This window comes from Embleya sp. NPDC059237, assembly GCF_042754105.1.
GTDB lineage: Bacteria > Actinomycetota > Actinomycetes > Streptomycetales > Streptomycetaceae > Embleya.
Map to the genome: position 1 here is coordinate 20,484 of NZ_JBHZAE010000023.1, position 26,904 is coordinate 47,387.

Here is a 26,904-nt window from a genome sequence, read left to right on the forward strand (position 1 = left end):
GGTGGCGGCGCCGGCGTCGCCACATGCGGAACTTACGGGATGTGACGGTCTGTTCACGCGTAGTATGTACCGCGTGGTTGGTGAATGCGGGTCCGTGCCGTTGCGAATCGTGATCGTCGACGATCATCCGCTGTTCCGCGCAGGCCTGCGGGCGGCCCTGGAGAGCGCCGGTGACATCGTCGTGATCGCCGAGGTGGAGACCGCCGCCGCGGTGATCCCGGCGGTCGCCGAACATCGGCCCGACCTGGTCGTGATGGACCTCAACCTGCCCGACGGTTCGGGCATCGAGGCCACCCGCGCCCTGGTCGCCGACACGCCGGTGCCGGTCCTGGTGCTGACCATGTCCGACGACGACGGCAGCCTGCTCGCCGCGATACGCGCGGGCGCCGGGGGCTATCTGGTCAAGGGCGCCGCCCGGGACGAGGTGCTGCACGCCGTGCGCACCGTCGCCGCCGGCGGCGCGGTCTTCGGCGCGCAGACCGTACCCCGGCTGACCGCACTGCTCGCGGGCACCGCAGGGCGTGGCGGCGAGCGGGTCTTCCCCGAGCTGACCGACCGCGAGTGCGAGGTGCTCGACCTGCTCGCCCGCGGCCTGGACAACCGCCGCATCGCGCGCCGGCTCTTCCTCGCCGAGAAGACCGTGCGCAACCACATCACCCATATTTTCGAAAAGCTGCACGTGAGCACCCGCGCCGAGGCGGTGGCTCGGGCCCGCGACGTCGGTCTGGGCGCCGACCACCCCACCGAACCCTGAATCGGCGCCCGCCAAGGCCGCTCCCCGCTCACCCGGCCCCCGGTGTCCCGACCCACCTCGGGACCGCCTCGGGACCGGTGCCTCCCGCGCCCGGGACCACGGGAGCCGCACGCTGGGACCGGCGAACGCAGATGGCACCCACGCGTCGGATCCGCCGGGGGCGCCCCGGCTCCACTCGTCCGCGACGTCCCCCGCCGACGTCCCGTGAGGAGGCCACATGCCCATCACCGCGCTGGAGCAACGGGCGGGACCCGCCCGGGTCTACGGGGCGGGCGCCGTCAGCCTGCTGAGCTGCCTGGTCGCCCTGGTCCTGCTGATCACCCATCTCGACGACCCGCGCCTGGCCCCCAACCCCGGCCTGACCGGTGTGTTCGTCCTGCTCGGCTGCGGCTTCGCGCTGTCCGGCCTGTTCGTGCTCGCCCGTCGCTCCGCGCCCGGTCTGGGCCGCCTGCTGCTCTATACCGGAGTCGCGGTCACCGTCGGCTACGCGGTCCTGCTCGGCGCGGTGTTCGCCGACGCCGGTCCGGGGTGGTCCGCCTTCGCCATCGTGCTGTGGCTGATCGCCGACACCGTGTACCTGTTCACCATGTACGCGCTGCCCCTGTGGCTCCCCGACGGCCGACTGCCACGCTCCCGCGTCGTGCGGGTCTGGGCCGCGCTGGTCGTGGTGTGGAGCGCGGTACACGCCTACCGCGACTACGCCGGCTTCGACTGGTACGGGCTGCCCGGCTTCCTGGACCAGGGCGTGTGGGCCGACGCGGAACGGTGGCTGAACGAATGGGTCACCCCGCACCAGGATCTGATCCCGCCCCTGGTCATCGCCGTGAGCCTGACCATCATGACGGTGCGCTGGGTGCGCTCCCCCGGCCCGCACGCGGTGCGCTTCCTGCCGCTGCTGCCCTACGTGTTCTGGCTCGCCGTGGAATTCCTCGGCTACCACCTCGAACTCTCGGACTCGATCTACAACTTCCTGATCTACGGGGGCATCGTCGTGTGGCAGCTCTCCTTCGCGTACGCCTTCGCCCGGGACCGACGCCGACATCTGGACCGCTCCGTCTCCCGGGCGTTGGCCGCGTTCGCGCTGGCCGCGGTGCTCATGGGCGGATACCTGGCGATCGCCGTGCAACTGTCCGACCGCCTGCCCGGCGCCGACAGCTCCGGCGCCATCGTGGTGGCCGGCGGCGCGCTCGTCATCGGTGCGCTGCTGCGCCCGACCGTCGGCTGGGGCGCGCGCCTGGTCGATCGCTTCTACTACGGCGAACGCGCCAAGCCCTACCAGGTGGTCCGCGACCTGGCCGAACAGCTCAGTCGCGCGGTCGCTCCCGGCGCGGCCCCCGAGTTGTTGTGCCGCACCGTCGTACACACCCTCGGCCTACCCGGTGCGAGCGTCGTCGTCGACACCCGGCGCGGCGAACGCGAACTCGCCCGGCTGGGCACTCTCTCCGAGGACCGCACCGAATTCCCGCTCGCCTACGAGGGGGCCGTCATCGGCCGGTTGTCCGTACCGCCACGCGTCGGCCAGACCACGCTCGACCGGCAGGACACGGACCTGCTGCGTTTCCTCGCCGACCAGGCCGCCCCCGCCATCGCGTCGCTACGCCTGTACGAGGAGTTGCAGGAGAGCCGCGAGCGCATCGTGCTCGCCCGCGAGGAGGCCCGCCGCCGGTTGCGGCACGACCTGCACGACGGCCTCGGCCCCGCGCTGTCCGGCACCCGCCTCCAGGTCGACACCGCCCGAGCCTGCGTACCTCCCGACACCCCCGCCGCCGGCACCCTCGTGATCGCCTCGCAGGGGATCGGCGAGGCGATCACCGAACTGCGCCGGATCACCGACGGACTCGCCCCCGCCGCGCTGCTGCGCCTGGGCCTGGCCGGCGCGCTCCGCGACGCCGCACACCGCCTGGACACCGGCCGCGACGGGCACCCCCGGATCGAGATCACCTTCGACCCCGACCCGCCGCCGGAACTGGCCCCCGCCGTCGAGGTCGCGGTCTACCGGATCTGCGGCGAGGCACTGAACAACGTGGTGCGGCACGCCCGCGCCCGACGCGCCGCGCTCGCGGTCCGGATCAGCGAGACCCGGGTCACCGTCGAGATCACCGACGACGGTGTGGGCCTGCCTCCCGACCCGGCCGGCCCCGATGCCGCGGGTGGTGGGGTGGGGTTGCGCTCGATGGCCGATCGGGCCGAGGAGCTGGGCGGCACCTTCACCGCGACCCGGGACGAATACGGCACCACCGTGCGTGCGGTGATCCCGCGCCCCGGCCCACACACCCGGGACATGCCCCGGACCGGGCCGGGACCGTGATCACATGCGCCCGGGACGGCGCTGCGTGAGAGTGGAGGAGCGGTCGCAGAACAGGAGCACCGCATCCCCACCCAACCACTACGGAGGACGACATGTCGCACCATTCCCACCCGAAGGGCGAACAGCCACCCGAGCCGAATGGGATCGACAAGGGTGCCTCGTGCACTCCGCCGAACCCGAAGTGCTTCGTGCTGCCCGACCCGAGCGAACCGGACAAGCCGGGTGGTGAACACCCGTCGAAGCCGGGGAAACCGGGGAAACCGGGGAAACCAGGCAAGCCACACCGGCCGTCGGCACCGGGCAGTTCGCCCACCTCCGACCCGGGCCACCGCTACCCACCGTAGGCCCGGCACACCAGCGGAGCGCCCATCGTCGCGGATCCCGATCCACCCGGTCGGTGACATCGGGATCCGGACGTCGGGAAACAGTCGAACAGCGAGAATCTCGCCCCCATCGCGTCCGGCGATGGGGGCGAGATCATGTGGACATCCGGCGCACCGAACCGGCCGACGCCTCGAAGGCTCGGGCCGGGCCCGGCTTCGCAAGCCGATACCCGGCCCGGACGGGGCACCCCCGTCGACGCGCCGGATGCCCCGTCGTCAGGACGCCGACCGTCGATCGAGCAGGGTCGTGTCGTGGCGGCCCGCACAAAAGTCCGGGTCGTCGAGCACGTCGGCAAGCAGCCCGGCCGTGGTGTGCACGCCCGGTCCCTCCACCCTCAATTCGCCCAGCGCCCGGCGCATCCGGGCCAGCGCCTGATCCCGGTCCTGCCCCCACGTGACCACCTTGGCCAGCAGCGAGTCGTACTCCGGGCGGGCCTGCGCCCCCGGGAACGCGTGCGTGTCGACCCGGACGAACGGCCCGCCCGGCGCCCGGAATCCGGTCAGCGTGCCGGGGCACGGCGCGAAGTCGCGCGCCGGGTCCTCGGCGTTGATCCGACACTCCACCGAGGCCCCGCGCCGCTCCACCCGATCCTGGTCGAAGCCCAGCGGTTCCCCGGCGGCGATGCGCAGCTGCTCGCGGACGATGTCGATCCCGGTGACCATCTCGGTCACCGGATGTTCCACCTGGATCCGCGAGTTCACCTCGATGAACGCCGCCTCCGCGCCACGCACCAAAAACTCGAAGGTGCCGGCGCCGCGATACCCCGCGGCCCGGCACCCGGCCACCGCGTAGCCGGCCAGGCGATCGGCCAGGCCGGCGGGCAACTCCGGAGCCGGCGACTCCTCGACCAGCTTTTGATGTCGGCGCTGCACCGAACAGTCACGCTCGCCGAGATGCACCACGTTGCCGTGCCCGTCGGCCAGCACCTGGATCTCGATGTGCCGGGCGCCGTACAGGTATTGCTCCATATATACGCGGTTGTCGCCGAACGCCGCCTGAGCCGCGGCGCGGGTGGCCCGAAACGTGGGCAGCAGCGCGCCGGCGTCGCGCACCACCGCCATCCCCCGCCCGCCCCCGCCCGCGACCGCCTTGACGATCAGCGGGTAGCCGATCCGCCGCGCCACCTCGGCCGCCTCGTCGGCGGTGCCCACCGGCTCGCGCGAGCCCGGCACCACCGGCAGCCCGGCGTCGGCCATCATTTGCCGAGCGGTGGACTTGTCGCCGAGGCGGGCCATCACCTCGGCCGCCGGGCCGACGAAGACCAGCCCGTTCTCCGCGCAGATCGTGGCGAAGTCCGGGTCCTCGGACAGGAATCCGTATCCGGGATGCACGGCCTGCGCCCCGGTCAGCCGGGCGGCCTCGATCACCGCCGGAGCGTAGAGATAGCTTCGGCGCGGATCGGCCGGGCCGATGTTGATCCGCCGGTCGGCGGCCCGCGCCGCGGCCGAATCCGCGTCCACCCCCGAGTGCACCACCACGCTGGTGATGCCCATGTCCCGGCAGGTGCGCACCACGCGCAGCGCGATCTCGCCGCGGTTGGCGATCAATACGGTGTCGAACACGGTGGTTCACCCCTGCCCGTCGCAGTCGAGTTCGAAGAGCGGCTCGTCGTAGCCGACCCCGTCGCCGTTCTTGACCAGTACGGCGGTGACCCGACCGGCGCGGTCCGCCTCGATCGGGTTCATCAGCTTCATCGCCTCGATGATGGCCACCTGTTGGCCCGCCTCGACGAGGTCGCCGACCGCGACGAACGGCGGCGCGCCGGGTTCGGGCGCGGCGTAGAAGGTGCCGACCAGCGGGGCGCGGACGAGGTGTCCCTCGCTCGCCGCCGGCTCTCGCTGCGCCTCGACCGGCGCGGGCGGGACCGCCTCGGGTGCGGGCGGCGGGGCGACCGCGGCCGACCAGGTCAGCTCGATGCTCTCCCCTCCGGACCGCACCACGACGTGCGTGGGCGGTCGCGAGGCATCGTGCAACACCCGGTCGAGCGCGGCGTGCAGTGCGGCCAGGGTGGCCGCCGGGCCCTGGTGGTCGGCGCCGGTCATGCCGATTCCTCCTCGTCGGTGTCCTCGAAGCGCGCCCGGTCCGTACCGGTCGCGGTCGGCCCGGGCAGTCCGAAGCCGCGCAGTCGCCGCCGCCGTCGGCGCACCCGTTCGGCCGGATCGAGCACGGCGAGTTCGTCCAGCGTGCCCAGCACCGCGTCTCGCAGGATCAGGCTCGCGGCGGCCGGATCGGCCTGCGCGCCGCCCTCGGGCTCGGGCACCACCCCGTCCACCACGCCCAGTTCGAGCAGCGACCGGGCGTCGAGACCCAACGCGCGGGCCGCCGCCGGGCTCTCCTCCCGGGTCTTCCACAGGATCGCCGCGCAACCCTCGGGGCTGATCACCGAGTAGAGCGCGTTCGCGCCGATCAACACCCGATCGGCGACGCCGAGCGCCAGCGCCCCGCCGCTGCCGCCCTCCCCGGTGACCACCGCCACCACGGGCACCCGCAGCCCGGTGAACACCCGCAGGCAGTCCGCGATCGCCCCGGCCTGGCCCTGCTGCTCCGCCTCGATCCCCGGATGCGCCCCGGGGGTGTCGATCAGCGTCACGAGCGGCACGCCGATCTTCTCGGCGAGCCGGGCCAGCCGGATCGCCTTGCGGTAGCCGGCGGGCGAGGCCATCGCGAAATTGGCCCGCACCAGTTCGGCGGTGGTGTGCCCCTTCTGGTGGCCGAGCACCACCAGGGACCGGCCCTCCACCGTGCCGAGGCCACCGACGATCGCCGGGCAGTCCGCGCCCGCCCGATCGCCGTGCAGTTCGACGAAGGTGTCCATCCAGTACGCGAGGTGGTCGCGCGTGGTCGGCCGCCGCAGGTCCCGGGCCGCCGCGACCACCTCCGGCGCGGACCGCACGGCGAGCCGCGCGGGATCGCGCACCACCGTCGCCGGTGCGGGACGCGGCAGTTCCGCGACCCGATCGTCCCGACCGGCGCGCGGCGGCCCGGTGCGGTCGAGGTGTCCGCGCGCCGAAGCCAGCAGGACCGCGAGCGTACGGCGCAGTTCGCCGCGCGGGTGCACCGCGTCCACCAGGCCGTGCCGCAGCAGGAACTCGGCCGTCTGGAAGCCGTCCGGAAGCCGCTGCCCGATGGTCTGTTCGATCACGCGCGGGCCGGCGAACCCCATCCGCGCCCCCGGCTCGCACACCACCACGTCGGCGAGAGTGGCGAACGAGGCGGCCACCCCGCCGTAGGTCGGATCGGCGATCACCGTGACGGTGAGGATGCCGGCCTCGTCGAGCGCCGCCATCGCCGCCGCGGTCTTGGCCATCTGCATCAGCGCCAGCGCGCCCTCCTGCATCCGCGCCCCGCCCGACGAGGTGACCAGGACCAGCGGCGCCCGCCGGGCCAGCGCGGCCTCGGCGGCCATCGCCACCGCCTCCCCGGCGGCGACGCCCAGACTGCCGCCCATGAAGGCGAAGTCCATCGCGGCGACCACCACCGGATACCCGAACACCGTGCCGGCCGCCACCCGCACCGCGTCCGCGTGCCCCGTGGCCGCGCGGGCGGCGGACAACCGGTCCGGATACGGCTTCAGGTCGGCGAACGAGAGCGGGTCGTGCACCGTCTCGGCGGCGGTCAACGGCCGGGCGCTGCCCGGATCGAGCAGCGCGTCCAGGCGCCGTGCCGCACTCAGCGGCGCGTGCGTCCCACAACTCGGACACACCCCGTCGGCCCGCTCGAACCGTTTGCGGTACACGAGCGCCCGACAGCGCGGACAGGCCAGCCAGTCCGTGACCGGCGCCCCGGCGGGGTCGGCGGGATCGGAGGTTTTCGCGTTCATCGAGATCTCCCGGTGCTGGGTTCGGCGGACGGTCGGCTCGGCGGCCTCATCCCGGCCGCACGGGCGAGGTCGCGGGCTGCACGGGCGCGGACCGCTGCCCGGTGACCCGGCCCCGGGTGCGCCCACGCCGGCGGTGCTCGACGGGCGGCGCGCCGCGGGTCCAGGTACCGAGCGCCATCTCGGCGGTGATCCCCGGGCCGAATCCGGCCACGATGCCGCGCCCGCCGACACTCGGCTCACCCTCGGCGAACAGCCGGTCGAGCGCGTCGAACACCACCGCGCTGGCGATGTTCCCGTACTCGGTGAGCGTGGCCCGGCTGTGCCGGAACGCGTGTTTGTCGACGCCGAGGAATCGGCTCAGGTCGTCCAGGATGCGCGGGCCGCCGGCGTGCACGACGTAGAAGTCCAACGCCGAGGCGTCCCACGTGTGTCGGCTCACCAGATCGGCGATCACCGGCGCCAGCGGCTCCATCGTGCCCGGCACCCGCTTGTCCAACCGGAAGTGGAAACCGGTTTCCTTGACGGCGTACGAGATCCAGTCCTGGGTGTGCGGGATCAGGTAGGAGGCGTTGCGTTCCAGGCGAACCCCCGTACCACCCGAACCGCGCACCACCGCCGCCGCCACCGCGTCGCCGAACAACCCGTCGGACAACAGCGAGCCGATGTCGTCGTCGCCGGGCTGGTAGCACAGCGAGCAGAACTCGCAGGCCACGATCAGCACGTTGGCGTCGGGATAGGCGGTGGAGAAGTCGTGCGCCCGATTGATCGCCGCGCCACCGGCGGCACACCCGAGCTGGGCGATCGGCAACTGGCGCGTGTCCGAGCGCATGCCCAGTGCCTCGACCAGCCAGGCGGTCATCGAGGGCATGGTGAAGCCGGTGCACGAGACGTAGATCAGCAGATCGATGTCCCGCACGCCCAACTCCGCGTTGGCCAGCGCCTGATAGACCACGGGCGGCACCCGGCGCTTGGCCTCCCGTTCGTAGACGAGGTTGCGCGCCTCGAAACCCGGGTGCCGCAGGGTCTGTTCGAGCGGTTGCACGAGGTGTCGCCTGCGGACACCGGTGTTGCCGATCAGCCGCAGCGCCAGCGGCAGCCGCGGGTTGTCGGCATGCAGCCGGCGGGCGATGTCGATCGACTCGTCCAGCGTGACGATGTTCTCGGGGACGGCCACGGCGGGCCGGCACAGAGTACTCACGGGGTGCCTCTCTCTATCGTTCGGAACTGCGGGGCGATGTGTCCACAACCCTCGGTGCGCCCGGGTCCCGTTCACCTGAGGCCGAAGTCCCGTCCCGAGTCCCGGAACACCTCGGGACCGAACGAGGCGGTCGCACCCCTTGGAACACCCGCCGCGCCTCCCCGGACGCACACGAAGAGGACCGCACGCGCGGGGCGTGCGGTCCTTTGTGGGTATCGGTGCGGTCGGCCCGCCTACCCGGCGGTTTCCAGTCGGCGCTGCGCCGGGACCCGGGCGGGCCCGTCGACGGGCGATCCTTCCGGGTCCGGCCGGTGCGGTGCCTCGACGGCACCGTCGGGCAGCAGCGCGCCGGTGTCCTCGAAGATCACCACCCCGTTGCACAGCAGGCTCCAGCCCTGCTCGGGGTGGCTGGTGACGACGTGGGCCGCGAGGTGGTCGGGGGCCGATGCGGTGGGACAGGTGGGAATGTGCCGGCACATGATCCTGGTCCTTCCGAGGGATGCTACGGGTGCCGAGGGCGGGAGCGGGTCGTCGAGTTCCCGCGTGATCGTGTCGCCTTGGTAAGTCATGCACCTACCGTGCGCCCGGCGGTGTCCCGAGCGAATGAGCCTGCGGCCCTCCGCCGGCCCAGCCGTGTCCCGCCCGGACCGGGGCCGCCGGCCGCGGGCCGGGTGGGCAGGCGCGGCGGTCACTGCTCGCCCAGCACCATCCACGTGTCCGTCGAGACCGGGCGTCGGAAACCCGCCTTGGCGTACACCCCGTGCGCGTCGGCGGTGGCGAGCATGATCCGGCGCAGCCCGTCCGGCGCCAACTCGTCCCGGACGGCGATCGTGAGCGCCGTGCCCAGACCCTTGCCGCGCACCGTCGGATCGATGTAGACGTCGCAGAGCCAGCCGAAGGTGGCCCGGTCGGTGATCACCCGGGCGTAGCCGACCTGGGCGCCGGAAACGACGTCGTACACCCCGAAGTTGAGCGAGCCGGCGATCGCCCGTTCCAGCTTCTCGCGCGGCCGGCCGAGCGCCCAGTAGGCGTCCTCGGACAACCATCGGTGGATCGTCGCCACGTCGAGCCGCGTCGGATCGGTGGACACCTCGTAGCCCTCGGGGAAGTGACTGTTCATCTCCGGATCCAACCAGCCCCGCCGCCGTCGAACCACCGGATATCCGGTCCCGGGGCGGCAGTTCGGCAACGCCGGGCACCACACCCGGAGTACCGGTGTCCGGGTCTCCCGGGTGCCCGGCCCGGCTTCCGCGTGGTTTCGGCGGCCGGCTCGAAGCGCGGGGATCAGGGCGCGGGGATCAGGGCGCGGGGATCAGGGCTTCCGCGTGGGCCCGAAGGGTGGGCCTGCCGTCGGGCCCGGGCGCGACCAGGCGCAGCCGGAGCAGGTGGCCTCGGCCGGGGCCGGGGGTGTCGCTGCGCAGGGTGCCGGTGACGCAGTCGAAGGTCGCGGCGTCGGTGTGGTGCACGAAGAAGGCCGGGCCGGCGACGCCGGCCAGCAGCTCGATGGCGTCGGCGAGGAGGCGGGGGCTGCGGGGGCGGGCGTGCTCGACGTCGACGGCGAGGATGCCGCCCGGCAGGAGCGTGGTCCCGCGCAACCGCCAGGGCGAACCGGGCAGGTCACAGGCCACCCGCAGGCGCGGCACCAGGTCCGTCGCGGGATCCGGCTCGACCCAGTCCGGGCGGGTGGTCTGTTCGGCCAACTCGCGCACCGCGTCCCCGGGCGCCTCATCGCCCGACACGCCGAAGAAATCGTCCATGAAAGTCACTGTATGTCCACATGTCGTAACCGGCTCGCCCGAAACCTTCCTCCGGACCCCGATCGTGGCGTTCGGGATCGCCGACTAGCCGGTTTCGCCGGACCGGGCCCCGGTCCGGCCGCCGGCCTCCAGGGCCAGCAGAGCGGACTTCCGGGCCGGGCCGCCGGCGTAGCCGCCGAGGGTGCCGTCGGCCCGCAGCACCCGGTGGCAGGGCAGCACGATCGGCAGCGGGTTGGTCGCACACGCCGTGCCCACCGCGCGGACCGCGCCGGGGTTGCCGACCAGGCGCGCCACCCGCGCGTAGCTCCAGGTGTCCCCGTACTCGATCTCGGCGAGCCGGCGCTGCACCAGCCGCCGGAATCCCCGGGACAGCGCGAGGTCGAGCGGCAGGTCGAAGCGCGTCCGGGTGCCGGCGAAGTACTCGTCGAGTTCGCGGGCCACGCGGTCCAGGCGGGCCGGCGCGCGCAACACGCGCGGACCGAGCCGGCCGGCCAGCGTGTCCAGGACCAGGTCGTGGTCCTCGCTCTCGAAGGCGACCCGGACCAGGCCGGTCCCGGTGGCGGCCAGCAGGAGCGATCCGACGGGGGTGTCCACGCTGGTGTAGGCCACGTCCACGAGCCCATCCCGACTCGCGGCGGCCACCAGCCGCTCGTGCAGCCGATCGAGGGTGTCCGGGCCCGAAACGGCGCGGGCGCGGAGGGCGGAGGTGTCCGGGTCGTCGGTGCGGGTGTCGATCACGGTGCTACTCCTTCGGGGTGGGTGCGGACAGCGCGGCGCGGAGCGCCCCGATCCCGTCGGACGCGGCGCGACGGATCGCCGCCGGGGTGCCGCCGACGATCTCGGCGATGGCCGCGTAGGGCAGGCCCGCGAAGTGGTGGTAGGCCACCGCTCGGCGCTGCTTGGGCGGCAGTGCCTTGACCGCGTCCCACAACTCGTGGTCGACCGCGCCGGGCACGCCGATGGTCGACGGCCGCTCGGGCAGGTCGTCGGTGACCACCGCGTGCCGTCGCCGGGCGCGGGTGATGTCGATGGCCTTGCGGTGCGCGATGGTCACCAGCCAGGCCTGCACGTTGGCGTCCTCGGGCAGGTCGGGGTAGGCGCGCAGGGCGGCGAGGAAGGTCTCCGACCAGGCGTCCTCGGCGTCGTGCACGCCCACGATCGCTCGGCAGACCCGAAGGACGGTGTCCCCGTGTTCGTCGACGACCCGTTCGAATGGTTGCTTCATTTCCCCGATCCCGTACGGCGTCGCTCCCGTGCCCGGTGGGCGCTCAGAACAGCCGGGCCGCCTTCGACGCGTCGAACTCCTCCAGATCCAGCAGCGTACGTTTGCGGGCGAGGCCGCCCGCGAAGCCCGTGAGCTTGCCGTCGCTGCCGACCACCCGGTGACAGGCGACGATGATGGAGATCGGATTGTGCCCGACGGCCTGGCCGACCGACTGGGCCAGCGCCTTGTTGCCCAGCCGCTCGGCAAGTGCTCCGTAGGTCGTGGTCTCGCCGAACGGGATCTCCCGCAACATCGCCCACACCTGCTCCTGGAACGGGTCGCCGTGGGTGGCCGTCGGCACGTCGAACGAGGTGCGCTCGCCGGCCAGATACTCGACCAGTTGGGCCGCGGTCCGGGCCAGGAGCGGGTCGTCGTGGTGGTCGACCCGGCGGCCCAGGCTCTCCTCGGGCGGCAGGTACCAGTGCCCCGGAAAGTAGAGCCCGACGACCGCGTCGTCCGCGGCCACCACGGTCAGTGCGCCCAGGGAGGTGTCCACGAGCGCGTGGCGGGTGTCCATGATGCCGGTCTCCTCTGCGATGTACGGCTGCCGCGTGCGGCCCGCGGCCCTGTGTCGGTATGTGCTGGTGTGTGTCGGACCGTGTCGACTCGGTATCGACTCCGTATCGGGTAGACGCGTGGGCGCGGCCGAATGTGAGGTCCCGGGTCGATCTCGTCGAACTCGGTACCCCCCGGAACGGGTATGAGCGGGGTGGATGCCCTCTAGAGGTGAGTGCCATGTCGTCCCCACACAGCGAAGTCGGTCTCGGGGTCCTGGTCGGTCACGACGGTTCGGCCGCGGCCGAACACGCGGTGCACTGGGCGGCGCGGGACGCCGCCGCGCGCCGGGTGCCGCTGTACATCGTCACCGCGGTGCCCGTCGGCGGGCTCGGTCATCAGCATCGTGCCGAGGTCCGCGAGCGCGCCCACGCGCTGATCGACACGGCCGCGGCGCGGATCCGCGCGGACTTTCCCACGTTGGCCGTGGAGACCTCGGTCCGCGAGGGCGACAGCGCCGAGTCGTTGCTCGCCGCGAGTGCCCGGTGCGACACCGTCGTGGTCGGCAGTCGTGGACACGGCGGCTTCACCGGGCTGCTCCTGGGCTCGGTGTCGTTGCGGGTGTGCGCGCACAGCAGTTGTCCGGTGGTCGTCGTACACACCCCGGCGGCCGTGGACGCGCGCGGCGTCGTGGTCGGCGTCGGCGGCCCCGAGGACGGCCCCGCCGCGGACTTCGCGGCCGACCACGCGCGACGCCTCGGCGGCGGACTGCGCGCCGTGCACTCGTGGGCGCTCCCGGTCACCGGCCTGGCGCCGAGCCTGGTGTTGCCGAACATGATCGACGTGGAGGCGGTCCGGGCGGAGCGCATCAGGATGGTGGACAACACGCTCGGCAGGATCCGTACCGCGGATCCCGAACTGCCCGTGGACACCGTGGTGATGAACGGAACGGCGGGCCGCGACCTGGTCGACGCCTCGATCGACAGCGCCCTCGTGGTGGTCGCCGCGCACCGCAGGCGCGGCCACCTGCCGATGCGGCTCGGCCCGACCACGCACGCCGTCCTGCACCACGCGCGGTGTCCGGTGGGCGTGGTGCCCAGCCACTGACCGCGTCGGCGCCCGGCCCACGCGCAACGGCCGTCCCCCGCGCCGCGGGAGATCGAACCGGGCTGCGGGGAACGGCCGTCGACGAAAGCGGCCGGCGACTAGCGAGACGCCGCGTACACGCTTTCCGCGAAGGCGGCTATCTGCTCGTCCGTCAGGTGCCGGGCCAGATCCGCCTCGCTGATCATGCCGACCAAGCGCTTGTGATCGATCACCGGCAGTCGCCGAATCCGGTGTTCCTGCATCTCGTGCAACACCTCGCCGATGTCCGCCTCGGCGTCGATCCAGCGCGGTGTGCCCTCGCACAGGTCGCCCGCCGTCACCTTGGCCGGATCGTGGCCGAGGGCAACACACTTGGTGACGATGTCGCGATCGGTGATGATGCCGCACAGCCGTTCGTTCGCATCGGCGACCGGCAACGAGCCCACGTCGAGCCGAAGCATCAGCTGGGCCGCCCGGTCCAACGTCTCCGTCCGCGGAATCCACTGCGCGCCCTCGTGCATGATGTCCCTGGCCATGGTCATGATGTGTACCTCTCCGGAAATCCGCCGCCGACGGCGGCGGCCGAAACCGCGCGGCGAAGCCCGCACACGCTCCTTTCATCGTCTCCGCCGCACTCCTCGTCGGCCACTCGGGTGTGTGCGCGTATCCGTTGCGTATGGATCACGCGCCGGCACCACACCCGTCCCGTGCCTCGGGGCGATGCTCGACGGAGCACCGAGCCGAACGGCGAAGGAGATTGTCATGGTGTCCTCCGGGTCCGTCCCCCGGGAGCGGCTCGACGAGTTGCGCAGCGCGGTCGAGTCGACCCACCGGACCCTCGGGGTGTTGCGCTGGCGTACCACGCGCCTCTCCCCGGCTACCCCAGAGGACCGTCTCGTCGACGAACTGGCCGTGCTGTCCCGGGCGTTGCATACGCTGCTCGCCGCCGCCGAGGCGGTCGCCTCCACTCCGGAGCCGCCGCGGGCCCGCCCCGGGTCCCCCGGTCCGCGGGCGGTCCGGGGCTGACGCGGGGCACGATCGGCACTACTGCGTGGCGACGACGATGCAGCGGTGCAGTTCCTCGACCGCTTCCGGGGCGCCCACGACCGTCACCGGGCTCGTCGCGTCGGCCTCCTCCCGGTTCCAGAGCCGGCGCAGCACCGCCGCCGACGGCCCGCTCACGGTCACGTCCGCCGGGCCGGTGCCGGCGCCGTCCTCGACGCGGAACAGGCCCGGTCCGGTGGATACCCGCCAGGCCGTCTCGTCGGCGCGCACGAGGTAGGTGCGACCCGGCGATTCGGCCAGGACACCGGTGAAGTAGTCGCCCCACTCGGCGACGCCGTACGCCACGAACACCTTCAGCAACTCGTCGACGCCGTCCACCGCGAGGTCGGTGGGGATCTCGGCGATCGGCTCCCCGGCGGCGAGTTCGGCGTCGATCCGGTGGATCACCGTCTCCTGCGCCATCCGCCGGATCCAGAAGCCGACGGTCGGGTCCGGGGCGTACCAGGATCCGGCCGGATCCTTCGGGCCGTGGGTGGCGAACTCGTGTCGCAGGTCGGCGTACGCGCGGTCGAGCAGCGCGATCGGGTCCTCCTTCGCCAACTCCCGCGGCGGCCACGGGTCGGGTTCGGCGCCCTCGCGGATGGCCTGCGTCTTGTGCAGGTACACCTCGCCGACATGGCGGGTCAGGTCGGCCACGGTCCAGCCCGGGCAGGTCGGCACACCGGCCGTGGGGTCCATCGCCGACACGGCCCGGAGGCGGGCGAAGTCGGCCGCGAGACAGTCGAGTAGTCGGGAGAATTCCATGCCCACAGTTCAGCACAACCCCCCACCCCGACGCGCCCGTTCGAGATCGGCGCCCCGAGCGCGTTCGAGCCGGTTCGGTCCGGCCCGTCCGCCCGCGGGCTCAGGGCGGGGACCCCTCGGGGTGGTGGGCGCCGGTGGACGCCGGCAGGGTCAGGACCATGGTCAGACCGCCGCCCGGGGTGTCCTCGGCGGTGAGCGTGCCGGCCATCGCCTCGGCGAAGCCCCGGGCGACGGCGAGTCCCAGACCCACCCCACGACTTCGGTGCGCGTCGCCGTGCCGGGCGAAAGCCTCGAAGACCCGCGCCTTCGCCTCGTCGGGCAGACCGGGGCCGCGATCGACCACCCGCAGCACGATCCGGTCCTCGACCTGCTCGGCGGCCACCTCCACGGGCGTGTCCGGCGGGGTGTGCAGCACGGCGTTCGCCACCAGGTTCGCCACCACCCGCTCGAACAGCTCCGGATCGGCCCGCACGGTCGGCAACGTCTCCGGGACGCACACCCGCACCGCGCCGTGCGTGGCCCGGACCACCGCGCCCGGCACCACCTCGTCCAGCGCGATGTCGACGGGCAGCGGTTCGATGGTGCCCATCCGCAACCGGCTCATGTCGAGCAGGTTGCCGATCAGTCGGTCCAGGCGGTCGGCGCCGGCCTCGATGGTGGCCAGCAGTTCGGCCCGGTCCGCGCGCGCCCAGGCGACCTCCTCCGCCCGCAGCCCCGACGATCCGGACTTGATCGCCACCAGCGGCGCCCGCAGGTCCCGGGCGACGGTGGCGAACAGGGCGGTGTCCACGCTGTGCCGCTCGCCGAGCAGGCGTGCCTCCTCGGCCTCGGCGCGCAGCGCCCGCCACTCCAGCACCAGCGCGGCCTGCGCGGCGAACGCGCCGAGCACCCGGCGGGTGTCGGCGGGCAGCGTACGCCCGGACAGGACCAGTGCGAGCGAGTCGTCGATCGGGACCTCCACGTCGGCGGCGTCCGGCCGGGTGGGCGGGTCGGCGCCGACCGCGCCGACGCTCGTCCACACACCACGCGGCCCCTCTCGGCGCAGCAGCGCGACCGACTCCATCCCGAACGTCGTGCGCACCCGTTCCAGCAGTGCGGGCAGCGCCCGTTCGCCGCGCAGCACGCTGCCGGCGAGGAAGCCGAGCGTCTCCGCCTCGCGCTGCCCGCGCGCGGCCTGCTGGGTGCGCCGCGCGGCACGGTCCACCACCGACGCGACGGCCGGTGCCATCACCACGAACACCGCGAAGGCGAACACGTTGCCCGGTGCGACGATGTCGAGGGTGTCCAGCGGCGGGGTGAAGTAGTAGTCGACCATCGTCGAGGCGAGCACCGCGGTGGTCACCGCCTGCCACAACCCGCCGAACAGGGCCACCACCAGGGTCAGGAGCAGGAACAGGAGCATGTCCACGGGCAGGGTCGCGGTGCCCCGGGTCGGCATCAGCGCGGCGGTCAGTGCGGGCGGCCCCAACAGCGCGGTCACCCAGCCGGCGATCGCCCGCCCGCGCGGCACGGTCGAGCGGCGCGGCCGATCCGGCCGGCCCCGGCCGGCGTGTTCGTGGGTGACCAGTTGGGTGACGATGTCGCCGGCCCGGGCGGCGACGCCGGCGCCCACGCCGGGACCGAAGAAGTACTCCAGGCGGGTGCGCCGACTGCACCCGAGCACGATCCGGGTGGCGTCGACCCCTCGAGCGAAGTCGAGGAGGGCCCCGGCCACGTCGTCCCCGACCACGGAGTGGAAGGTGCCGCCGAGCGAGTCGACCAGGCGCCGCTGGCGGGCGAGTTCCATCGGCGAGGACTCGGACAGGGCCTCGCTGCGGCTCACGTGCACCGCGAGCAGTTCCCCGCCCGGACCGCGGCCGGCGATCCGGGCGGCCCGGCGGATCAGCGTGTCGCCCTCCGGGCCGCCGGTGAGGGCGACCACGATCCGCTCCCGGATCGGCCGGCTCGTCTCCATGCCGTGCTCGTCGCGGTAGGCGCGCAGATACTCGTCGACCCGATCGGCCACCCTCAGCAGGGCCAGCTCGCGCAGCGCGGTCAGGTTGCCGACCCGGAAGTAGTTGGCGAGGGCTGCGTCGATCTTGTCCGGCGTGTACACGTCGCCGTGTTCGAGTCGGTGGCGCAGCGCCTCCGGTGCCATGTCCACCAGTTCGATCTGGTCGGCGCGGCGCACCACGCCGTCGGGCACGGTCTCTCGCTGCGGGACACCGGTGATGGACTCGACCACGTCGTTGAGCGATTCGAGGTGTTGCACGTTGATCGTGGAGATCACGTCGATCCCCGCGTCCAGGAGTACGTCGATGTCCTGCCAACGTTTCTCGTGGCGCGAGCCGGGGACGTTGGTGTGCGCGAGTTCGTCGACCAGGGCCAGTCGCGGCCGGCGGGCGAGCACCGCGTCGACGTCCATCTCGGCGAACGAGCCGTCCCGGTAGGAAAGTTGCCTGCGCGGCACGATTTCGAGGCCGGCCAGCATCGCCTCGGTCTGCGGCCGGTGATGGCATTCGACCACCGCGACCACGACATCGGTGCCCCGGTCGAGGCGGCGGCGCGCCTCGTCGAGCATCGCGTAGGTCTTGCCGACCCCGGGCGCGGCGCCGAGATAGACGCGCAGTGTGCCGCGTCGAGAGATCTGCATCCGGGTCGGTGCACCCCCGATTTCCGTTGCTCGGCCGTCCGGGTATCCGTTGCTCGATCGTCCGCGCGGCAAAACCGGCTCGGCCACGGCTCTGCCTCTCGCCGTATACGCGGCCGACGAGTCCCAAGTTCCTCGATCGCCCACCACTCGGACGAGTCTTGACACACCTTTGGCGGCTCCGCGGCCGACCTTGTCGCATTCTTGACGCGGGTCGACGGGTCGACGGGTCGACGGGTCGACGGGTCGAGCGGGTCGAGCGGGTCGAGCGGCCGGCGGGGTCAGCCGGTCGGGTCGGTGGCGGATTTGTTCGACGGGTCCGTGTACAGCGTCGGTGTCGCGTCGGTGCCCTTGGGGGTGGGGACCGGCGACTCCGAGGGCACGGGGACGGGCGATACCGCCGGGGGCGACGGGGTCGGGTCGTCCTGGATCAGCGCCGCCGCGAGTGTCGCGGTGCCGCCGAGGACCAGGCACGCGGCAGCGCCCAACAGGGCCATCCGGCGGCGGCGCATACGGTCGCCGCGGCGCCGGATCGTGGCGAAGGGCGCGGGTGTGGCCTGCCGACTCCCGTCCACGGCGACCTCCAGCAGCGCCGTGCGCAACGGATCCGGCTGCGGGAGGGACGGGACGGGCGGGTTCGACGACTCATGAGGCTCCGGCACCGGGGGACTCCTCTGCGTACGGGTCGGGCAGGAGGTGGGCGAGGGCCACACGTCCGCGCACCAGGTGGGTCTTGACGGTGCTGCACGCCATGCCGGTCTCGGCGGCGATCTGCTCCACCGTCAGGTCGCAGACGTAGTGCAGGGTCATCACCCGGCGCTGCTTCGGGGTCAACTCCCGCAGCGCCGAGACCAGTACGACCATGCCGGGTTCGGGCCCAGGCGCCTGAAGGGGTGCGCCGTGCCGCCGCCACGCGTCGTCGGTGCGCCGTCTACCGCGCCAACGGCTCACCGCCAGCCGCCAGGCGACCACCCGGATCCATGCCTCCGGATTGCCGTGCCGGTCGAGTTGTCCGCGTCTGCTCCACGCCTTGACGAACGCCTCCTGGACCACGTCCTGGGCCTCGTGCCGATCGCCGAGCATCAGGTAGAGCTGACCGGTGAGTCGGCCGACGGCGGCCGCGTAGAACTTTTCGAACTCCTCGACGGTCAACGACTCCCCCGGCTCTGTTTCGGACTCGGCGGATATACGCCCGCGGACCAAGTTTCGGTCGACGCGTACAGCCGGGGAAATCGGGTGACCTGCACCACAGCGTCTCCCGGGGCGGGTCAGGCCGGCGCCGCCGCCGTTCCCGGGCGGCGGTCGAGGAGCCGGCCGAGCGCGCCGTGTCGCGGGGATACGAGCAGCGAGACGACGAACCCGGCCGCCGCCACGAGGGCGATGGTCGCGCCCGCGGCCACGTCGTAGTGCCGGGAGAGTTCCAGGCCGGTGACCGCGCTGCCGACGCCGAGCAGGCCGGCCAGTACTGCGGTGCGGCGCAGCGAGTCGGTCCACAGCCGGGCGGTCGCCGCCGGTGCCACGAGCAGGGCCAGGGTGAGCATGACGCCCACCGCCGGGGTGAGCACCACCACGACCGCCTGCACGATCAGCAGGAGCAGCAGGTCGAGGGCGAGGGCCGGGTGTCCGGCGGCCCGCATCCCGTCGTGGTCGAAGGCGGCGAAGCCGAGTTCGCGGCCGAACATCGCGAGCAGCGCCAGGATCACCGTTCCGACGGCGGCCGTGACGGCCAGGTCGTGGGTGTCGATGGTGACGATGGAACCGACCAGGAAGGCCGACAGTTTGCGATCGCTCGCGGGTCCGGCCGCGACCAGGACGGCGCCCAGGGCGAAGCCCGCCGCGAGGATCACGCCGATCGCACCCGACGCGGTCCGGCCCGGGCGCCGGGTCAGCGCGAGGACCGCGACGGAGAGCAGTACGCCGAACGCGGTGCCGCCGAGGTAGATGTCGATGCCGAGGATCGAGGCGAGGACCACGCCGGGGAAGGTGGCGTGGGTCGTCGCCATGGCGTGGAACGCGAGTCTGCGCAGCACGACCTGGACACCGACGACGCCGGCCAGGAGGCCGACCATGACCGCCTCGGCGTAGGCGCGGTGGGTGTAGGTGTCGAACCAGGTCATCGGGGGCTCCGGAAGCGGGCGGGGCGCAGTCGGGCCGCGCCGCACGCGCCGAGGGCGAGCAGGTACCCGGCGACGAGCGTGAGCACGACGGTGGGGGCGGCGGGCAGGGCGACGTCGTGGTCGACGGAGGCGGTGTAGCTGATGGTCAGGCCGAGGTAGCCGCACCCCACGGCGGCGGCCGAGCCGATCAGCGCGAGGTGGGCCGGGCGGCGGCCCAGGGTGCGCCCGATGGCCGCCGGGAGCACGAGCAGGGCCAGGATCAGCGCGGTGCCGACGGTGCGGACCGCGGCGACCACGGTCAGCGCGACGATCAGGTTCAGCGCCAGGTCCAGCGCGCCGACCCGGTGGCCGGCGGCTCGGGCCGCTTCGGGGTCGAAGGCGCGCAGCACGAGTTCGCGGCCCAGTACGGCGAGCGCGGCCAGGCAGAGCACGGCCACCACGGCGGTTTCGGTGATCTGCGGGCGGGAGGTGTACAGGACCTGGCCGAACAGGAACGTCTCGAGGTCGGCGGAGTAGGAGTGGCTGCGGGAGACGACCAGGACGCCGATGGAGAACATCGCGGTCAGCACGATGGCGAGCGCGGTGTCGTCGCCGGTGCGGCGGTGGCGGGTGAGCAGGGTCAGGGCGCAGGCGGTGACGCCGGCCGCGATCAGCGCGCCGGCGAGGATGCCGGTCGCGCCCCGGAGGGCGAAGCCGATCACCACGCCGGGGAAGACGGTGTGGGTGAGCGCGTCGGCGACGAATTCGAGGCGGCGCAGCGCGACGAACGTGCCGACGGTGCCGCAGAGTACGCCCAGGATGGTCAGTTCGATCAGGGCCCGGGTCAGGTAGGGGACGCGGAAGGGTTCCAGGAGCAGTGCGGTGTCCACGGCCGGTCAGCCCCGGGTGACGACGAGTCGGCCGGCGTCGAGGTCGACCACCTGTCCGCCGTAGCAGGCACGCAACAGGTCGGGGGTGAGCGCCAGTTCGGTCCGGTCGAAGGCGATCTGCCGGCGGTTGACCAGGCAGGTCTGTTCGCACAGGCACTGGACCGGGCCGAGGTCGTGGGTGCTCACCAGTACGGCCGTGCCGGTGCTCTTGGCCCGGGTGAGGGCGGTGATCAGCGCGTCCTGGCTGACCGCGTCAACGCCGTTGAAGGGTTCGTCCAGGAGCAGAATCGGCGGGTCCGGGGACAACGCGCGGGCCAGCAGCACCCGCTGACGCTGCCCGCCGGACAGCGTGCCGAAGCGGGCGCCGGCGCGGTCGGCGAGGCCGACCCGGGCCAGCGCTTCGTCGACGGCCGCCCGGTCCTGCCGGCCGGGTCGGCGCCATCTGCCGATCAGCCGCAGCCGGCCCATCATCACCACCTGGCGGGCGGTGACCGGGAATTCGGGGTCCAGACTCGCGGCCTGCGGTACGTAGCCGACCCGGGCGCGCGCGTCGGCCGGGCGGCGGCCGGTCACGGTCACCGTGCCCGCGATCACCGGGACCAGGCCGAGCACGGACTTGATCAGGGTGCTCTTGCCGCCGCCGTTGGGGCCGATCAGGGCCACCGCCTCGCCGGCGCGGACCCGGCCGTCGACGCCTTCCAGGACGGGCGCGCGGTGGTAGGCCATGGTCGCGTCGGTGAAGCGGATCGGGTCGGGGGCGGGGGCGGTCATGGCCGGGCCCACGGCGCGGCGACAACGATCGTAGTGGTGGCGCTGCGGTCGGTCATCGTCACCCTCGCAGCGCGGCGACGATGGTGTCGGTGTTGTGCTTCTCCGCGCCGAGGTAGGTCTCGCCGGCCGAGCCGGGGACGCCGAGCGAGTCGGCGTAGAGCGAGTCGTCGCCGTCGACGATCTTGACGCCGGCCTCGCGCGCGATGGTCGCGGCGGTCTTGGGCGGCAGCGCGCTCTCGGCGAACACGGCCTTGGCGCCGGTGGCCTTGATCTTGCCGACGATCTCCTCGATCCGGCTGCCGGAGAGTTCGGCCTGGTCGTCGAAGCCGGGGATGATCGAGCCGACGAACTCCAGCCGGTAGCGGTCGACGTAGTAGCCCAACGCGTCGTGGTTGGTGACCAGCTTACGATCGGCCGCGGGGATGCCGTCGATCCTGGCCCGGGTGTCCGCGTCGAGCGCGTCGAGCTTGGCGGTGTAGGCCGCGAGGTTGTTCTCGTACACCTTGGCGTTCGCCGCGTCGGCGGTGCTCAGGGCGCGGCCGATGTTGGCCACCATCACCTTGGCGTTGCTCGGGTCGTGCCAGATGTGCGGGTCGAACTCCTCGCCGTCGGTGCCGGGTTCGCCCTTGCGCAGCCGTACGCCGGTGGAGGAGTCGACCACCTTTCCAGTGAAGCCGGCCGCCTGGACCGCCTTGGGCAGCCACGCCTTCTCCATGTCCACGCCGTTCTCGACGACGAGCTTGGCGCCGCGGATGGCGTTCAGGTCGGCGGGGGTGGCCTCGTACTCGTGTGCGCTCGCGTTGGCCTTGATCAACTGGGTCACCTCGACCCGGTCGCCGCCGACGTTGCGGACGAAGTCCGCGACCTGCGTGGTGGTCGCCACGACCTTGACCTTGGGCCCCGAACCGGCGACGGGTGCGCCGGCGTTGGCCACCGGGGCGGCCTCGGTCCGCTTGCCGTTCTTGGCGTCCTTGTCGTCGGAACCGCACGCGGCGAGGGCGCCGGTGCTCAGGACGCCGGCGGCGAGGGCGGCGCCGGCGCGGACGGATATACGCATGGGATGTCTCCAGGCAGGGGTGGGTCCACGTCGATCGGCGGGTGCCGCGTCGACGTCTCGATAATGAAAACCATAATCATCTAGCGGGAAGGTGTCCAGGCCGGGGGTATGAGGGCACGGTCGGTCGAATCGGGGCGCCCCGTGTCTCCCGGCACGCGCGTGCCGGGAGACACGGGGCAGGGATCAACGCCCGGGGATCACACCGGTCGGGTCGTGGCCGGCGCCCGAGACACCCGGGACACCCGGGCTCCCCTCCGGTTCGGCCCGGGCGCCGGGTGGGTCGCCGACCACGGGGTCGGCAACCGGGGGCGGGGTCTTGGTGGTTGGAGTCTTGGCGGTTGGGGTCTTGGCCGGCGGCGGCTCCGGGGCCGGGGCACCGGCCGCCGCGCGGGCGGCCTCGGCCCGAACCAGGGCGCTCATCAGCAGGTAGACGTCGAAGGGCATGGCGGAATCTCCCGTGTTCGCGGGCTGCGGAATCGGATCGGCACGCCGGCCCGGCCGATCGCCCACTGCGGCGACGTCGGGGCGGCGGTGCCCGCTCAGCAGCGCAGGACCACGGTCCGCGCGGGTGTCGCCGGCCCCACCATCGGATTCGACCCGGTACGGGCGGCCGGCACATCCGGGTCGGCGGGTCGAAGTCCGGGCCTGCCGACCGACGTTGCGCTCGACGCGGAGACGGACGGGGGCCGCGGCCGGAGGCCGGGCGGGGTACAGCCGGTCGGATCCCCCGGACCGGGCCGACCGCCCGAGTCCTCCGCCGGCGTGTCCTCGGCGTCGACCGGGGCCGTGTACCGGGTGGTGCCGGCGGCACACCGATCCGGATCCCACCCACCCACGCGCACTCCGGCACCGGCGCCGTGCGCCGCGTGCAACAGGGCCACCAGCGCGACGAGTACGACCACCAGGCGCACGCCGTGCCGCGACACAGCACCACCGGCCGTGACGCGCGCCATCGTGACCTCCTTCGGAACCGCCCTCCGAGAGAACCTCCGATTCCGGCCACGGGCACGCCGGCAAGGCCGAGAACCCCGAAATTTCACCCGATCCGGCGAACCCTTTCGGCCGCCCCGAAGCGGCGAGCACATCCCGGCTCCTCGGGGCGCCGGCGCTCCGGTAAACGGATGAATCCTCCTAATGGACTACTCATCCGCTTTGCCGATAACGTCGCGCGCATGGACGACACGGCCTCTCCTCATCGCCCCACGCGGCGCAAGGACGCGACCCGCAACCGGCGGCGCATCATGGACGCCGCGCGGGTGCTCGTGCGCGGGGGCAGGCCGCCGCAGCTGAACGCGGTCGCCCTGGCCGCCGATGTCGGTGTCGGCACCGTCTACCGGCACTTCCCCACCCCCGAGGCGCTGCTGGAGGCACTGGCCGCCGACCGCTTCGCCGTGCTCGTCCGGCAGGCCCGCGAGGCAGCCGGACTGCCCGACCCGCAGAAGGCGTTGCGCGCCTTCCTCGGCGACGCGCTGGACGCCTACATACAGGACGAGGCCTTCGCCGCCGCGGCCTCCGACCCCGGCGCGGCCACTCCGGAGACGCTGGACCTTCGGGGCCAACTGCTGGGCGCCACCGGCGACTTGCTCGCCCGTGCCGCCGACGCCGAGGTGCTGCGCCCGCCGCTGGGGCCCGCCGACCTGCTGCTCCTGCTCTACGGTCTCGGCTTCGCCGTCCGCCACTCCCCCGACCGCGACGATCCGGAGCTGGCCGCCCGCTACCTCGACGCCCTGCTGACCGGGATACTGGTCCGGCCGCCGGCGGACGCACCCGGACCGGCGTCGTAGCCGACACCCGCGCGCGAGACCCGACGCGGTCCGAGGTCGGCCGACACGACACCGGATCACCCGAAGCAGGCGGGCTCGCGGCCTATCGTGGCGGTGTGCACAAAACGCCTGTTCCGGGCCGGCGCGCGGTGGTACTCGGCATCGTCGCGGCGGCGGCCGGTTGCTCGTCGTCGGGAAGTCGGCACACCGAACCGACCCCCTCGGGCACCCCGCCGAGCCCGACCGCGAGCCCGAGTTCCACCACGACCGGCACCCCGCCGGCCACCCCTCCCGCACTGCCCGCGGCCACCGCCTGGGCACCCAACCCCGGCGACGTGCAACCCCACGTCAAACAGCGGGCGGTAACCCTGGTGTCCGCGCTCGGCGCCTGGCCGCCCGGCGAACAGGGGATCGCCGCCGCGCGGGCCCGGATCGCCGCGCTGGGATACGCCCCGGCCCTCGCCGACCAGGCCGGGCCACTGCTCGCGGACGCGCCGGAGGCCGTCATCGAGGTGGTCGCAGCCCAGTACGGCGGCATCCTCGACAACACCGCCAGTGTCCTGGTCGTCTGCCGCTCGTGGATCCGCGGCGCGGAAGGCACCACGGTGGCCGACGGCGCGACCGTCGACGTACGACTGAGCCGGGCCGAGCCCGACTGGACGGTCACCGCCCTGCACCCCTCGACGCCGGGAACGGCCGCCGCCACCCCCTCCGCCCAGGAGACCCGCGTCCTGGCCGACCCGCGCATCACGCTGCCGCCCGCCGCGGCCACCGACCTGCGCGCCGGCACCATCCACACATCCGTACTGACCGCGCTGGAAACGCTCGCCGAACAGCACACCGTCGACGTGAGCATCCTGCGCTCCGGACACCCGATCGACGTCTTCGGCACCACGCGCCCCAGCGACCATCCCGTCGGCCGCGCGGTGGACGTGTGGCGCGTCGACGGCCGGGCGATCGTGGATCCGGCCACCCCACGATCCCTGGTCGAGAGCTTCATGCGCGCGGGCGCGGCGGCCGGCTCGTACAACGTCGGCGGCCCGTACCGACTCTCCGGCGCGACCTTCTTCAGCGACGACACCCACCACGACCACGTCCACCTCGGATTCCGCACCTGAACCCCTCGCCCGCACGCCCACCACGCCCGCCGGCGAGGCAGAATCGAAGTGGCGCCCGATTCGTTGGCTTTTCACCCGCTTGAGCGCTTCCCTCGGGCCACCCACGAGGCCCGCCGCCAGGTCCCCCCATGAGGGAGAAATCGATGACCAGGACCAGCGCCGGCACCCGATTCGGCACCGACCGCGGCCTGGTGGGCCGCATGCTCGCCACCATGTTCCTGCTCGGCCTGCTCTACGTCGTCTTCGTGGGCACGCTCGTGGTCGTCCTGGGCCGGGCCTGGCCGATCGCGGTCGTCCTGATCGGCGGCGTGTTCGTCGCCCAGTTCTGGTTCAGCGACAAACTCGCCGCGTTCGCGATGGGTGCCCGCGAGGTCACCCCCGAGGAGCAGCCGGAACTGCACGGCGCGGTGGACCGGCTCTGCGCGCTCGCCGACATGCCCAAGCCGCGCGTGGCGGTCGCCGACTCCGACGTGCCCAACGCGTTCGCCACCGGCCGCAACCGGAAGAACACGGTCGTGTGCACCACCACCGGGCTGCTCCGCCGCCTGGAGCCCGCCGAGTTGGAGGGCGTACTCGCGCACGAGCTGTCGCACGTCGCGCACAAGGACGTCGCGGTGATGACCATCGCGTCCTTCCTCGGCGTCCTGGCCGGGCTGCTCACCCGCGTCGGTGTGCAGTTCGGACTCTTCGGCGGGATGCGCCGCGACCAGAACACGGCGGTCCTGATGCTGGTGGTGACCGCGGTGAGCGTGGCCGTGTACGCGCTGAGCTTCGTACTGATCCGGACCCTGTCGCGCTACCGCGAGCTGTGCGCGGACCGCTCGGCGGCGCTGCTCACCGGACGGCCCTCCGTACTCGCCTCCGCATTGACCAAGATCAGCGGCACCATGGCCCGGATCCCGACCCGGGACCTGCGCCGGGCCGAGCCGTTCAACGCGTTCTTCTTCGCACCGGCGATCGCCTCCAAGGAGAGCTTGGCCAACCTGTTCGCGACCCACCCGACCCTGGAACGGCGGCTGGAGCAGTTGGCGCGGATCAGCGCCGAACTCGGCGGTGCCGCCTGATGGGGTTGTTCGACTCGCTCTTCGGCCGGAGCAGGGCGGTCAAGCCCGATCTCGACCAGCTGTTCGGCCTGCCCTCGGCGGCGATCACGCTGGAGGCGGCGGTCGGCTTCCGGCCCACCGGAGCCGGGTCGGTGTGCTTCGCCACGGTCGAGGGCGGCACGTTCGACCGGGTGCTGCGCGACCTGGACGAGCTGCTCGACGGGGTGCGGAGCAGCCGGGACGACTACGGGTACACCTGGCTGCTCGCCGAGCGGCCGCCGGAGGACACGGGCTCGCTGGTGACCGACCTGCACGCGATCAACTCGGCGCTGGAGGACGGCGGTTTCGGTCCGCAACTGCTCTGCTCCCTGGCCGCATTCGGGCATCCCGACGGCCGCCGGCTCGCCCTGGTCTACCTGTACAAGCGAGGCACCTTCTATCCGTTCGCCCCGGTGCCGGGCGGGCACGAGAAGCGGGACAGCGCGTTGGAGCTGCAGGTGGGCGCGGCGGTCACCGACGATCTGCGGCTCGAATCCGACCTGTCCCGGTGGTTCCCGGTGTGGGGCGCCCCGGGGCTGTGAGCGGTGCAGGCCGCTCGGGTCCGTGCCGGGTACATCCGGACCGGGTCGTGATCCCCCATCGGTGCTCGGGCGGCGTATTAT

General features: G+C 73.0%; 29 protein-coding genes. 8 read left to right on the plus strand and 21 right to left on the minus strand.

Going from position 1 to position 26,904, the window contains the following annotated elements; all coding sequences use genetic code 11:
• The first annotated feature begins 100 nt into the window (after positions 1-100).
• On the plus strand, positions 101-754 hold the full coding sequence (locus tag ACFXKZ_RS44970; RefSeq protein ID WP_380011966.1) for a response regulator: 654 nt from the start codon (positions 101-103) through the stop codon (positions 752-754).
• Between the two features lie 217 nt (positions 755-971).
• The gene (locus ACFXKZ_RS44975) at positions 972-3,062 is read left to right on the plus strand and encodes a GAF domain-containing sensor histidine kinase (protein ID WP_380011537.1); all 2,091 of its coding nucleotides are present in this window, start codon (positions 972-974) and stop codon (positions 3,060-3,062) included.
• A 599-nt stretch (positions 3,063-3,661) separates the two neighbouring features.
• Here ACFXKZ_RS44975 and ACFXKZ_RS44980 read toward each other — a convergent pair.
• The 10 genes from ACFXKZ_RS44980 to ACFXKZ_RS45025 form a co-directional block, all read right to left on the minus strand.
• On the minus strand, positions 3,662-5,008 hold the full coding sequence (locus tag ACFXKZ_RS44980; protein ID WP_380011540.1) for an acetyl/propionyl/methylcrotonyl-CoA carboxylase subunit alpha: 1,347 nt from the start codon (positions 5,006-5,008) through the stop codon (positions 3,662-3,664).
• A gap of 6 nt (positions 5,009-5,014) precedes the next feature.
• Positions 5,015-5,488 carry an acetyl-CoA carboxylase biotin carboxyl carrier protein gene (gene accB / locus ACFXKZ_RS44985; protein WP_380011543.1) on the minus strand — a complete coding sequence of 158 codons (474 nt, stop codon included), beginning with the start codon at positions 5,486-5,488 and terminating at the stop codon, positions 5,015-5,017.
• Positions 5,485-7,266, minus strand: coding sequence for a carboxyl transferase domain-containing protein (locus ACFXKZ_RS44990; RefSeq protein ID WP_380011546.1), 1,782 nt, complete (start codon positions 7,264-7,266; stop codon positions 5,485-5,487). The genes accB and ACFXKZ_RS44990 overlap by 4 nt, the downstream gene beginning before the upstream one ends.
• A gap of 46 nt (positions 7,267-7,312) precedes the next feature.
• Complete coding sequence (locus ACFXKZ_RS44995; RefSeq protein WP_380011549.1) at positions 7,313-8,464, minus strand: type III polyketide synthase; 1,152 nt, start codon at positions 8,462-8,464, stop codon at positions 7,313-7,315.
• A gap of 233 nt (positions 8,465-8,697) precedes the next feature.
• Positions 8,698-8,943: a DUF5999 family protein gene (locus ACFXKZ_RS45000; RefSeq protein WP_380011552.1), complete on the minus strand. Its 246-nt coding sequence runs from the start codon at positions 8,941-8,943 to the stop codon at positions 8,698-8,700.
• 209 nt (positions 8,944-9,152) lie between these two features.
• Positions 9,153-9,584 carry a GNAT family N-acetyltransferase gene (locus ACFXKZ_RS45005; protein ID WP_380011555.1) on the minus strand — a complete coding sequence of 144 codons (432 nt, stop codon included), beginning with the start codon at positions 9,582-9,584 and terminating at the stop codon, positions 9,153-9,155.
• Between the two features lie 178 nt (positions 9,585-9,762).
• Positions 9,763-10,221, minus strand: coding sequence for a hypothetical protein (locus tag ACFXKZ_RS45010; protein ID WP_380011558.1), 459 nt, complete (start codon positions 10,219-10,221; stop codon positions 9,763-9,765).
• An 84-nt stretch (positions 10,222-10,305) separates the two neighbouring features.
• Complete coding sequence (locus ACFXKZ_RS45015; RefSeq protein ID WP_380011969.1) at positions 10,306-10,863, minus strand: methylated-DNA--[protein]-cysteine S-methyltransferase; 558 nt, start codon at positions 10,861-10,863, stop codon at positions 10,306-10,308.
• A gap of 100 nt (positions 10,864-10,963) precedes the next feature.
• The gene (locus tag ACFXKZ_RS45020; protein WP_380011561.1) at positions 10,964-11,446 is read right to left on the minus strand and encodes an RNA polymerase sigma factor; all 483 of its coding nucleotides are present in this window, start codon (positions 11,444-11,446) and stop codon (positions 10,964-10,966) included.
• 43 nt (positions 11,447-11,489) lie between these two features.
• Positions 11,490-12,002: a methylated-DNA--[protein]-cysteine S-methyltransferase gene (locus ACFXKZ_RS45025; protein ID WP_380011564.1), complete on the minus strand. Its 513-nt coding sequence runs from the start codon at positions 12,000-12,002 to the stop codon at positions 11,490-11,492.
• A gap of 218 nt (positions 12,003-12,220) precedes the next feature.
• Between ACFXKZ_RS45025 and ACFXKZ_RS45030 the strand changes: the two genes are divergently transcribed.
• Positions 12,221-13,087, plus strand: a complete 867-nt coding sequence (locus ACFXKZ_RS45030) for a universal stress protein (RefSeq protein ID WP_380011567.1) — start codon at positions 12,221-12,223, stop codon at positions 13,085-13,087.
• Positions 13,088-13,185: 98 nt separating this feature from the next.
• Here the strand turns inward: ACFXKZ_RS45030 and ACFXKZ_RS45035 are convergent, their stop codons facing one another.
• A complete protein-coding gene (locus tag ACFXKZ_RS45035; RefSeq protein WP_380011570.1) occupies positions 13,186-13,608 on the minus strand; it encodes a CBS domain-containing protein in 423 nt (140 codons plus the stop codon).
• 220 nt (positions 13,609-13,828) lie between these two features.
• Between ACFXKZ_RS45035 and ACFXKZ_RS45040 the strand changes: the two genes are divergently transcribed.
• The gene (locus ACFXKZ_RS45040; RefSeq protein WP_380011573.1) at positions 13,829-14,092 is read left to right on the plus strand and encodes a hypothetical protein; all 264 of its coding nucleotides are present in this window, start codon (positions 13,829-13,831) and stop codon (positions 14,090-14,092) included.
• Positions 14,093-14,110: 18 nt separating this feature from the next.
• Here ACFXKZ_RS45040 and ACFXKZ_RS45045 read toward each other — a convergent pair whose 3' ends face one another.
• The 10 genes from ACFXKZ_RS45045 to ACFXKZ_RS45090 all read right to left on the minus strand — a co-directional run bounded on the left by ACFXKZ_RS45045 (position 14,111) and on the right by ACFXKZ_RS45090 (position 23,271).
• Positions 14,111-14,875 carry a maleylpyruvate isomerase family mycothiol-dependent enzyme gene (locus ACFXKZ_RS45045; protein ID WP_380011576.1) on the minus strand — a complete coding sequence of 255 codons (765 nt, stop codon included), beginning with the start codon at positions 14,873-14,875 and terminating at the stop codon, positions 14,111-14,113.
• Between the two features lie 100 nt (positions 14,876-14,975).
• Positions 14,976-17,507, minus strand: coding sequence for an ATP-binding protein (locus ACFXKZ_RS45050; RefSeq protein WP_380011579.1), 2,532 nt, complete (start codon positions 17,505-17,507; stop codon positions 14,976-14,978).
• Positions 17,508-17,785: 278 nt separating this feature from the next.
• On the minus strand, positions 17,786-18,166 hold the full coding sequence (locus tag ACFXKZ_RS45055) for a hypothetical protein (protein WP_380011582.1): 381 nt from the start codon (positions 18,164-18,166) through the stop codon (positions 17,786-17,788).
• Positions 18,150-18,656, minus strand: coding sequence for a SigE family RNA polymerase sigma factor (locus ACFXKZ_RS45060; protein WP_380011584.1), 507 nt, complete (start codon positions 18,654-18,656; stop codon positions 18,150-18,152). Before ACFXKZ_RS45060 ends, ACFXKZ_RS45055 begins: the two co-directional genes overlap by 17 nt.
• Before the next feature lie 116 nt (positions 18,657-18,772).
• On the minus strand, positions 18,773-19,621 hold the full coding sequence (locus ACFXKZ_RS45065; RefSeq protein ID WP_380011587.1) for a metal ABC transporter permease: 849 nt from the start codon (positions 19,619-19,621) through the stop codon (positions 18,773-18,775).
• Positions 19,618-20,490, minus strand: a complete 873-nt coding sequence (locus ACFXKZ_RS45070) for a metal ABC transporter permease (RefSeq protein WP_380011590.1) — start codon at positions 20,488-20,490, stop codon at positions 19,618-19,620. The genes ACFXKZ_RS45065 and ACFXKZ_RS45070 overlap by 4 nt, the downstream gene beginning before the upstream one ends.
• 6 nt (positions 20,491-20,496) lie before the next feature.
• Positions 20,497-21,261, minus strand: coding sequence for a metal ABC transporter ATP-binding protein (locus ACFXKZ_RS45075; protein ID WP_380011593.1), 765 nt, complete (start codon positions 21,259-21,261; stop codon positions 20,497-20,499).
• A gap of 58 nt (positions 21,262-21,319) precedes the next feature.
• A complete protein-coding gene (locus tag ACFXKZ_RS45080) occupies positions 21,320-22,318 on the minus strand; it encodes a metal ABC transporter substrate-binding protein (RefSeq protein ID WP_380011596.1) in 999 nt (332 codons plus the stop codon).
• Positions 22,319-22,501: 183 nt separating this feature from the next.
• Entirely contained in the window at positions 22,502-22,762 is a 261-nt protein-coding gene (locus ACFXKZ_RS45085; protein WP_380011599.1) for a hypothetical protein, read from the minus strand.
• A gap of 95 nt (positions 22,763-22,857) precedes the next feature.
• The gene (locus ACFXKZ_RS45090) at positions 22,858-23,271 is read right to left on the minus strand and encodes a hypothetical protein (protein ID WP_380011602.1); all 414 of its coding nucleotides are present in this window, start codon (positions 23,269-23,271) and stop codon (positions 22,858-22,860) included.
• 219 nt (positions 23,272-23,490) lie between these two features.
• On the opposite strand from ACFXKZ_RS45090, the gene ACFXKZ_RS45095 reads away from it, so the two are divergent.
• The 4 genes from ACFXKZ_RS45095 (at position 23,491) to ACFXKZ_RS45110 (ending at position 26,823) form a co-directional block, all read left to right on the plus strand.
• Positions 23,491-24,102 (plus strand): TetR/AcrR family transcriptional regulator, encoded by a 612-nt coding sequence (locus ACFXKZ_RS45095; RefSeq protein ID WP_380011605.1) that lies wholly within the window; start codon positions 23,491-23,493, stop codon positions 24,100-24,102.
• Between the two features lie 95 nt (positions 24,103-24,197).
• On the plus strand, positions 24,198-25,199 hold the full coding sequence (locus tag ACFXKZ_RS45100; protein WP_380011608.1) for a hypothetical protein: 1,002 nt from the start codon (positions 24,198-24,200) through the stop codon (positions 25,197-25,199).
• Between the two features lie 143 nt (positions 25,200-25,342).
• Positions 25,343-26,263: a zinc metalloprotease HtpX gene (gene htpX, locus ACFXKZ_RS45105; protein WP_380011611.1), complete on the plus strand. Its 921-nt coding sequence runs from the start codon at positions 25,343-25,345 to the stop codon at positions 26,261-26,263.
• A complete protein-coding gene (locus tag ACFXKZ_RS45110) occupies positions 26,263-26,823 on the plus strand; it encodes a hypothetical protein (protein ID WP_380011614.1) in 561 nt (186 codons plus the stop codon). The genes htpX and ACFXKZ_RS45110 overlap by 1 nt, the downstream gene beginning before the upstream one ends.
• Positions 26,824-26,904: the final 81 nt, after the last annotated feature.

What these genes read in the sequence shown, in the direction of transcription:
- ACFXKZ_RS45085 (WP_380011599.1), bottom strand. Translation starts at nt 22,762, where the DNA reads ATGCCCTTCGACGTCTACCTGCTGATGAGCGCCCTGGTTCGGGCCGAG.
- ACFXKZ_RS45035 (WP_380011570.1), bottom strand. Translation starts at nt 13,608, where the DNA reads ATGACCATGGCCAGGGACATCATGCACGAGGGCGCGCAGTGGATTCCG.
- accB (WP_380011543.1), bottom strand. Translation starts at nt 5,488, where the DNA reads ATGACCGGCGCCGACCACCAGGGCCCGGCGGCCACCCTGGCCGCACTG.
- ACFXKZ_RS45080 (WP_380011596.1), bottom strand. Translation starts at nt 22,318, where the DNA reads ATGCGTATATCCGTCCGCGCCGGCGCCGCCCTCGCCGCCGGCGTCCTG.
- ACFXKZ_RS44975 (WP_380011537.1), top strand. Translation starts at nt 972, where the DNA reads ATGCCCATCACCGCGCTGGAGCAACGGGCGGGACCCGCCCGGGTCTAC.
- ACFXKZ_RS45065 (WP_380011587.1), bottom strand. Translation starts at nt 19,621, where the DNA reads ATGACCTGGTTCGACACCTACACCCACCGCGCCTACGCCGAGGCGGTC.
- ACFXKZ_RS45005 (WP_380011555.1), bottom strand. Translation starts at nt 9,584, where the DNA reads ATGAACAGTCACTTCCCCGAGGGCTACGAGGTGTCCACCGATCCGACG.
- ACFXKZ_RS45090 (WP_380011602.1), bottom strand. Translation starts at nt 23,271, where the DNA reads ATGGCGCGCGTCACGGCCGGTGGTGCTGTGTCGCGGCACGGCGTGCGC.
- htpX (WP_380011611.1), top strand. Translation starts at nt 25,343, where the DNA reads ATGACCAGGACCAGCGCCGGCACCCGATTCGGCACCGACCGCGGCCTG.
- ACFXKZ_RS45025 (WP_380011564.1), bottom strand. Translation starts at nt 12,002, where the DNA reads ATGGACACCCGCCACGCGCTCGTGGACACCTCCCTGGGCGCACTGACC.
- ACFXKZ_RS45050 (WP_380011579.1), bottom strand. Translation starts at nt 17,507, where the DNA reads ATGCAGATCTCTCGACGCGGCACACTGCGCGTCTATCTCGGCGCCGCG.
- ACFXKZ_RS45030 (WP_380011567.1), top strand. Translation starts at nt 12,221, where the DNA reads ATGTCGTCCCCACACAGCGAAGTCGGTCTCGGGGTCCTGGTCGGTCAC.
- ACFXKZ_RS45040 (WP_380011573.1), top strand. Translation starts at nt 13,829, where the DNA reads ATGGTGTCCTCCGGGTCCGTCCCCCGGGAGCGGCTCGACGAGTTGCGC.
- ACFXKZ_RS45110 (WP_380011614.1), top strand. Translation starts at nt 26,263, where the DNA reads ATGGGGTTGTTCGACTCGCTCTTCGGCCGGAGCAGGGCGGTCAAGCCC.
- ACFXKZ_RS44990 (WP_380011546.1), bottom strand. Translation starts at nt 7,266, where the DNA reads ATGAACGCGAAAACCTCCGATCCCGCCGACCCCGCCGGGGCGCCGGTC.
- ACFXKZ_RS45095 (WP_380011605.1), top strand. Translation starts at nt 23,491, where the DNA reads ATGGACGACACGGCCTCTCCTCATCGCCCCACGCGGCGCAAGGACGCG.
- ACFXKZ_RS45020 (WP_380011561.1), bottom strand. Translation starts at nt 11,446, where the DNA reads ATGAAGCAACCATTCGAACGGGTCGTCGACGAACACGGGGACACCGTC.
- ACFXKZ_RS45000 (WP_380011552.1), bottom strand. Translation starts at nt 8,943, where the DNA reads ATGTGCCGGCACATTCCCACCTGTCCCACCGCATCGGCCCCCGACCAC.
- ACFXKZ_RS45010 (WP_380011558.1), bottom strand. Translation starts at nt 10,221, where the DNA reads ATGGACGATTTCTTCGGCGTGTCGGGCGATGAGGCGCCCGGGGACGCG.
- ACFXKZ_RS45045 (WP_380011576.1), bottom strand. Translation starts at nt 14,875, where the DNA reads ATGGAATTCTCCCGACTACTCGACTGTCTCGCGGCCGACTTCGCCCGC.
- ACFXKZ_RS45075 (WP_380011593.1), bottom strand. Translation starts at nt 21,261, where the DNA reads ATGACCGCCCCCGCCCCCGACCCGATCCGCTTCACCGACGCGACCATG.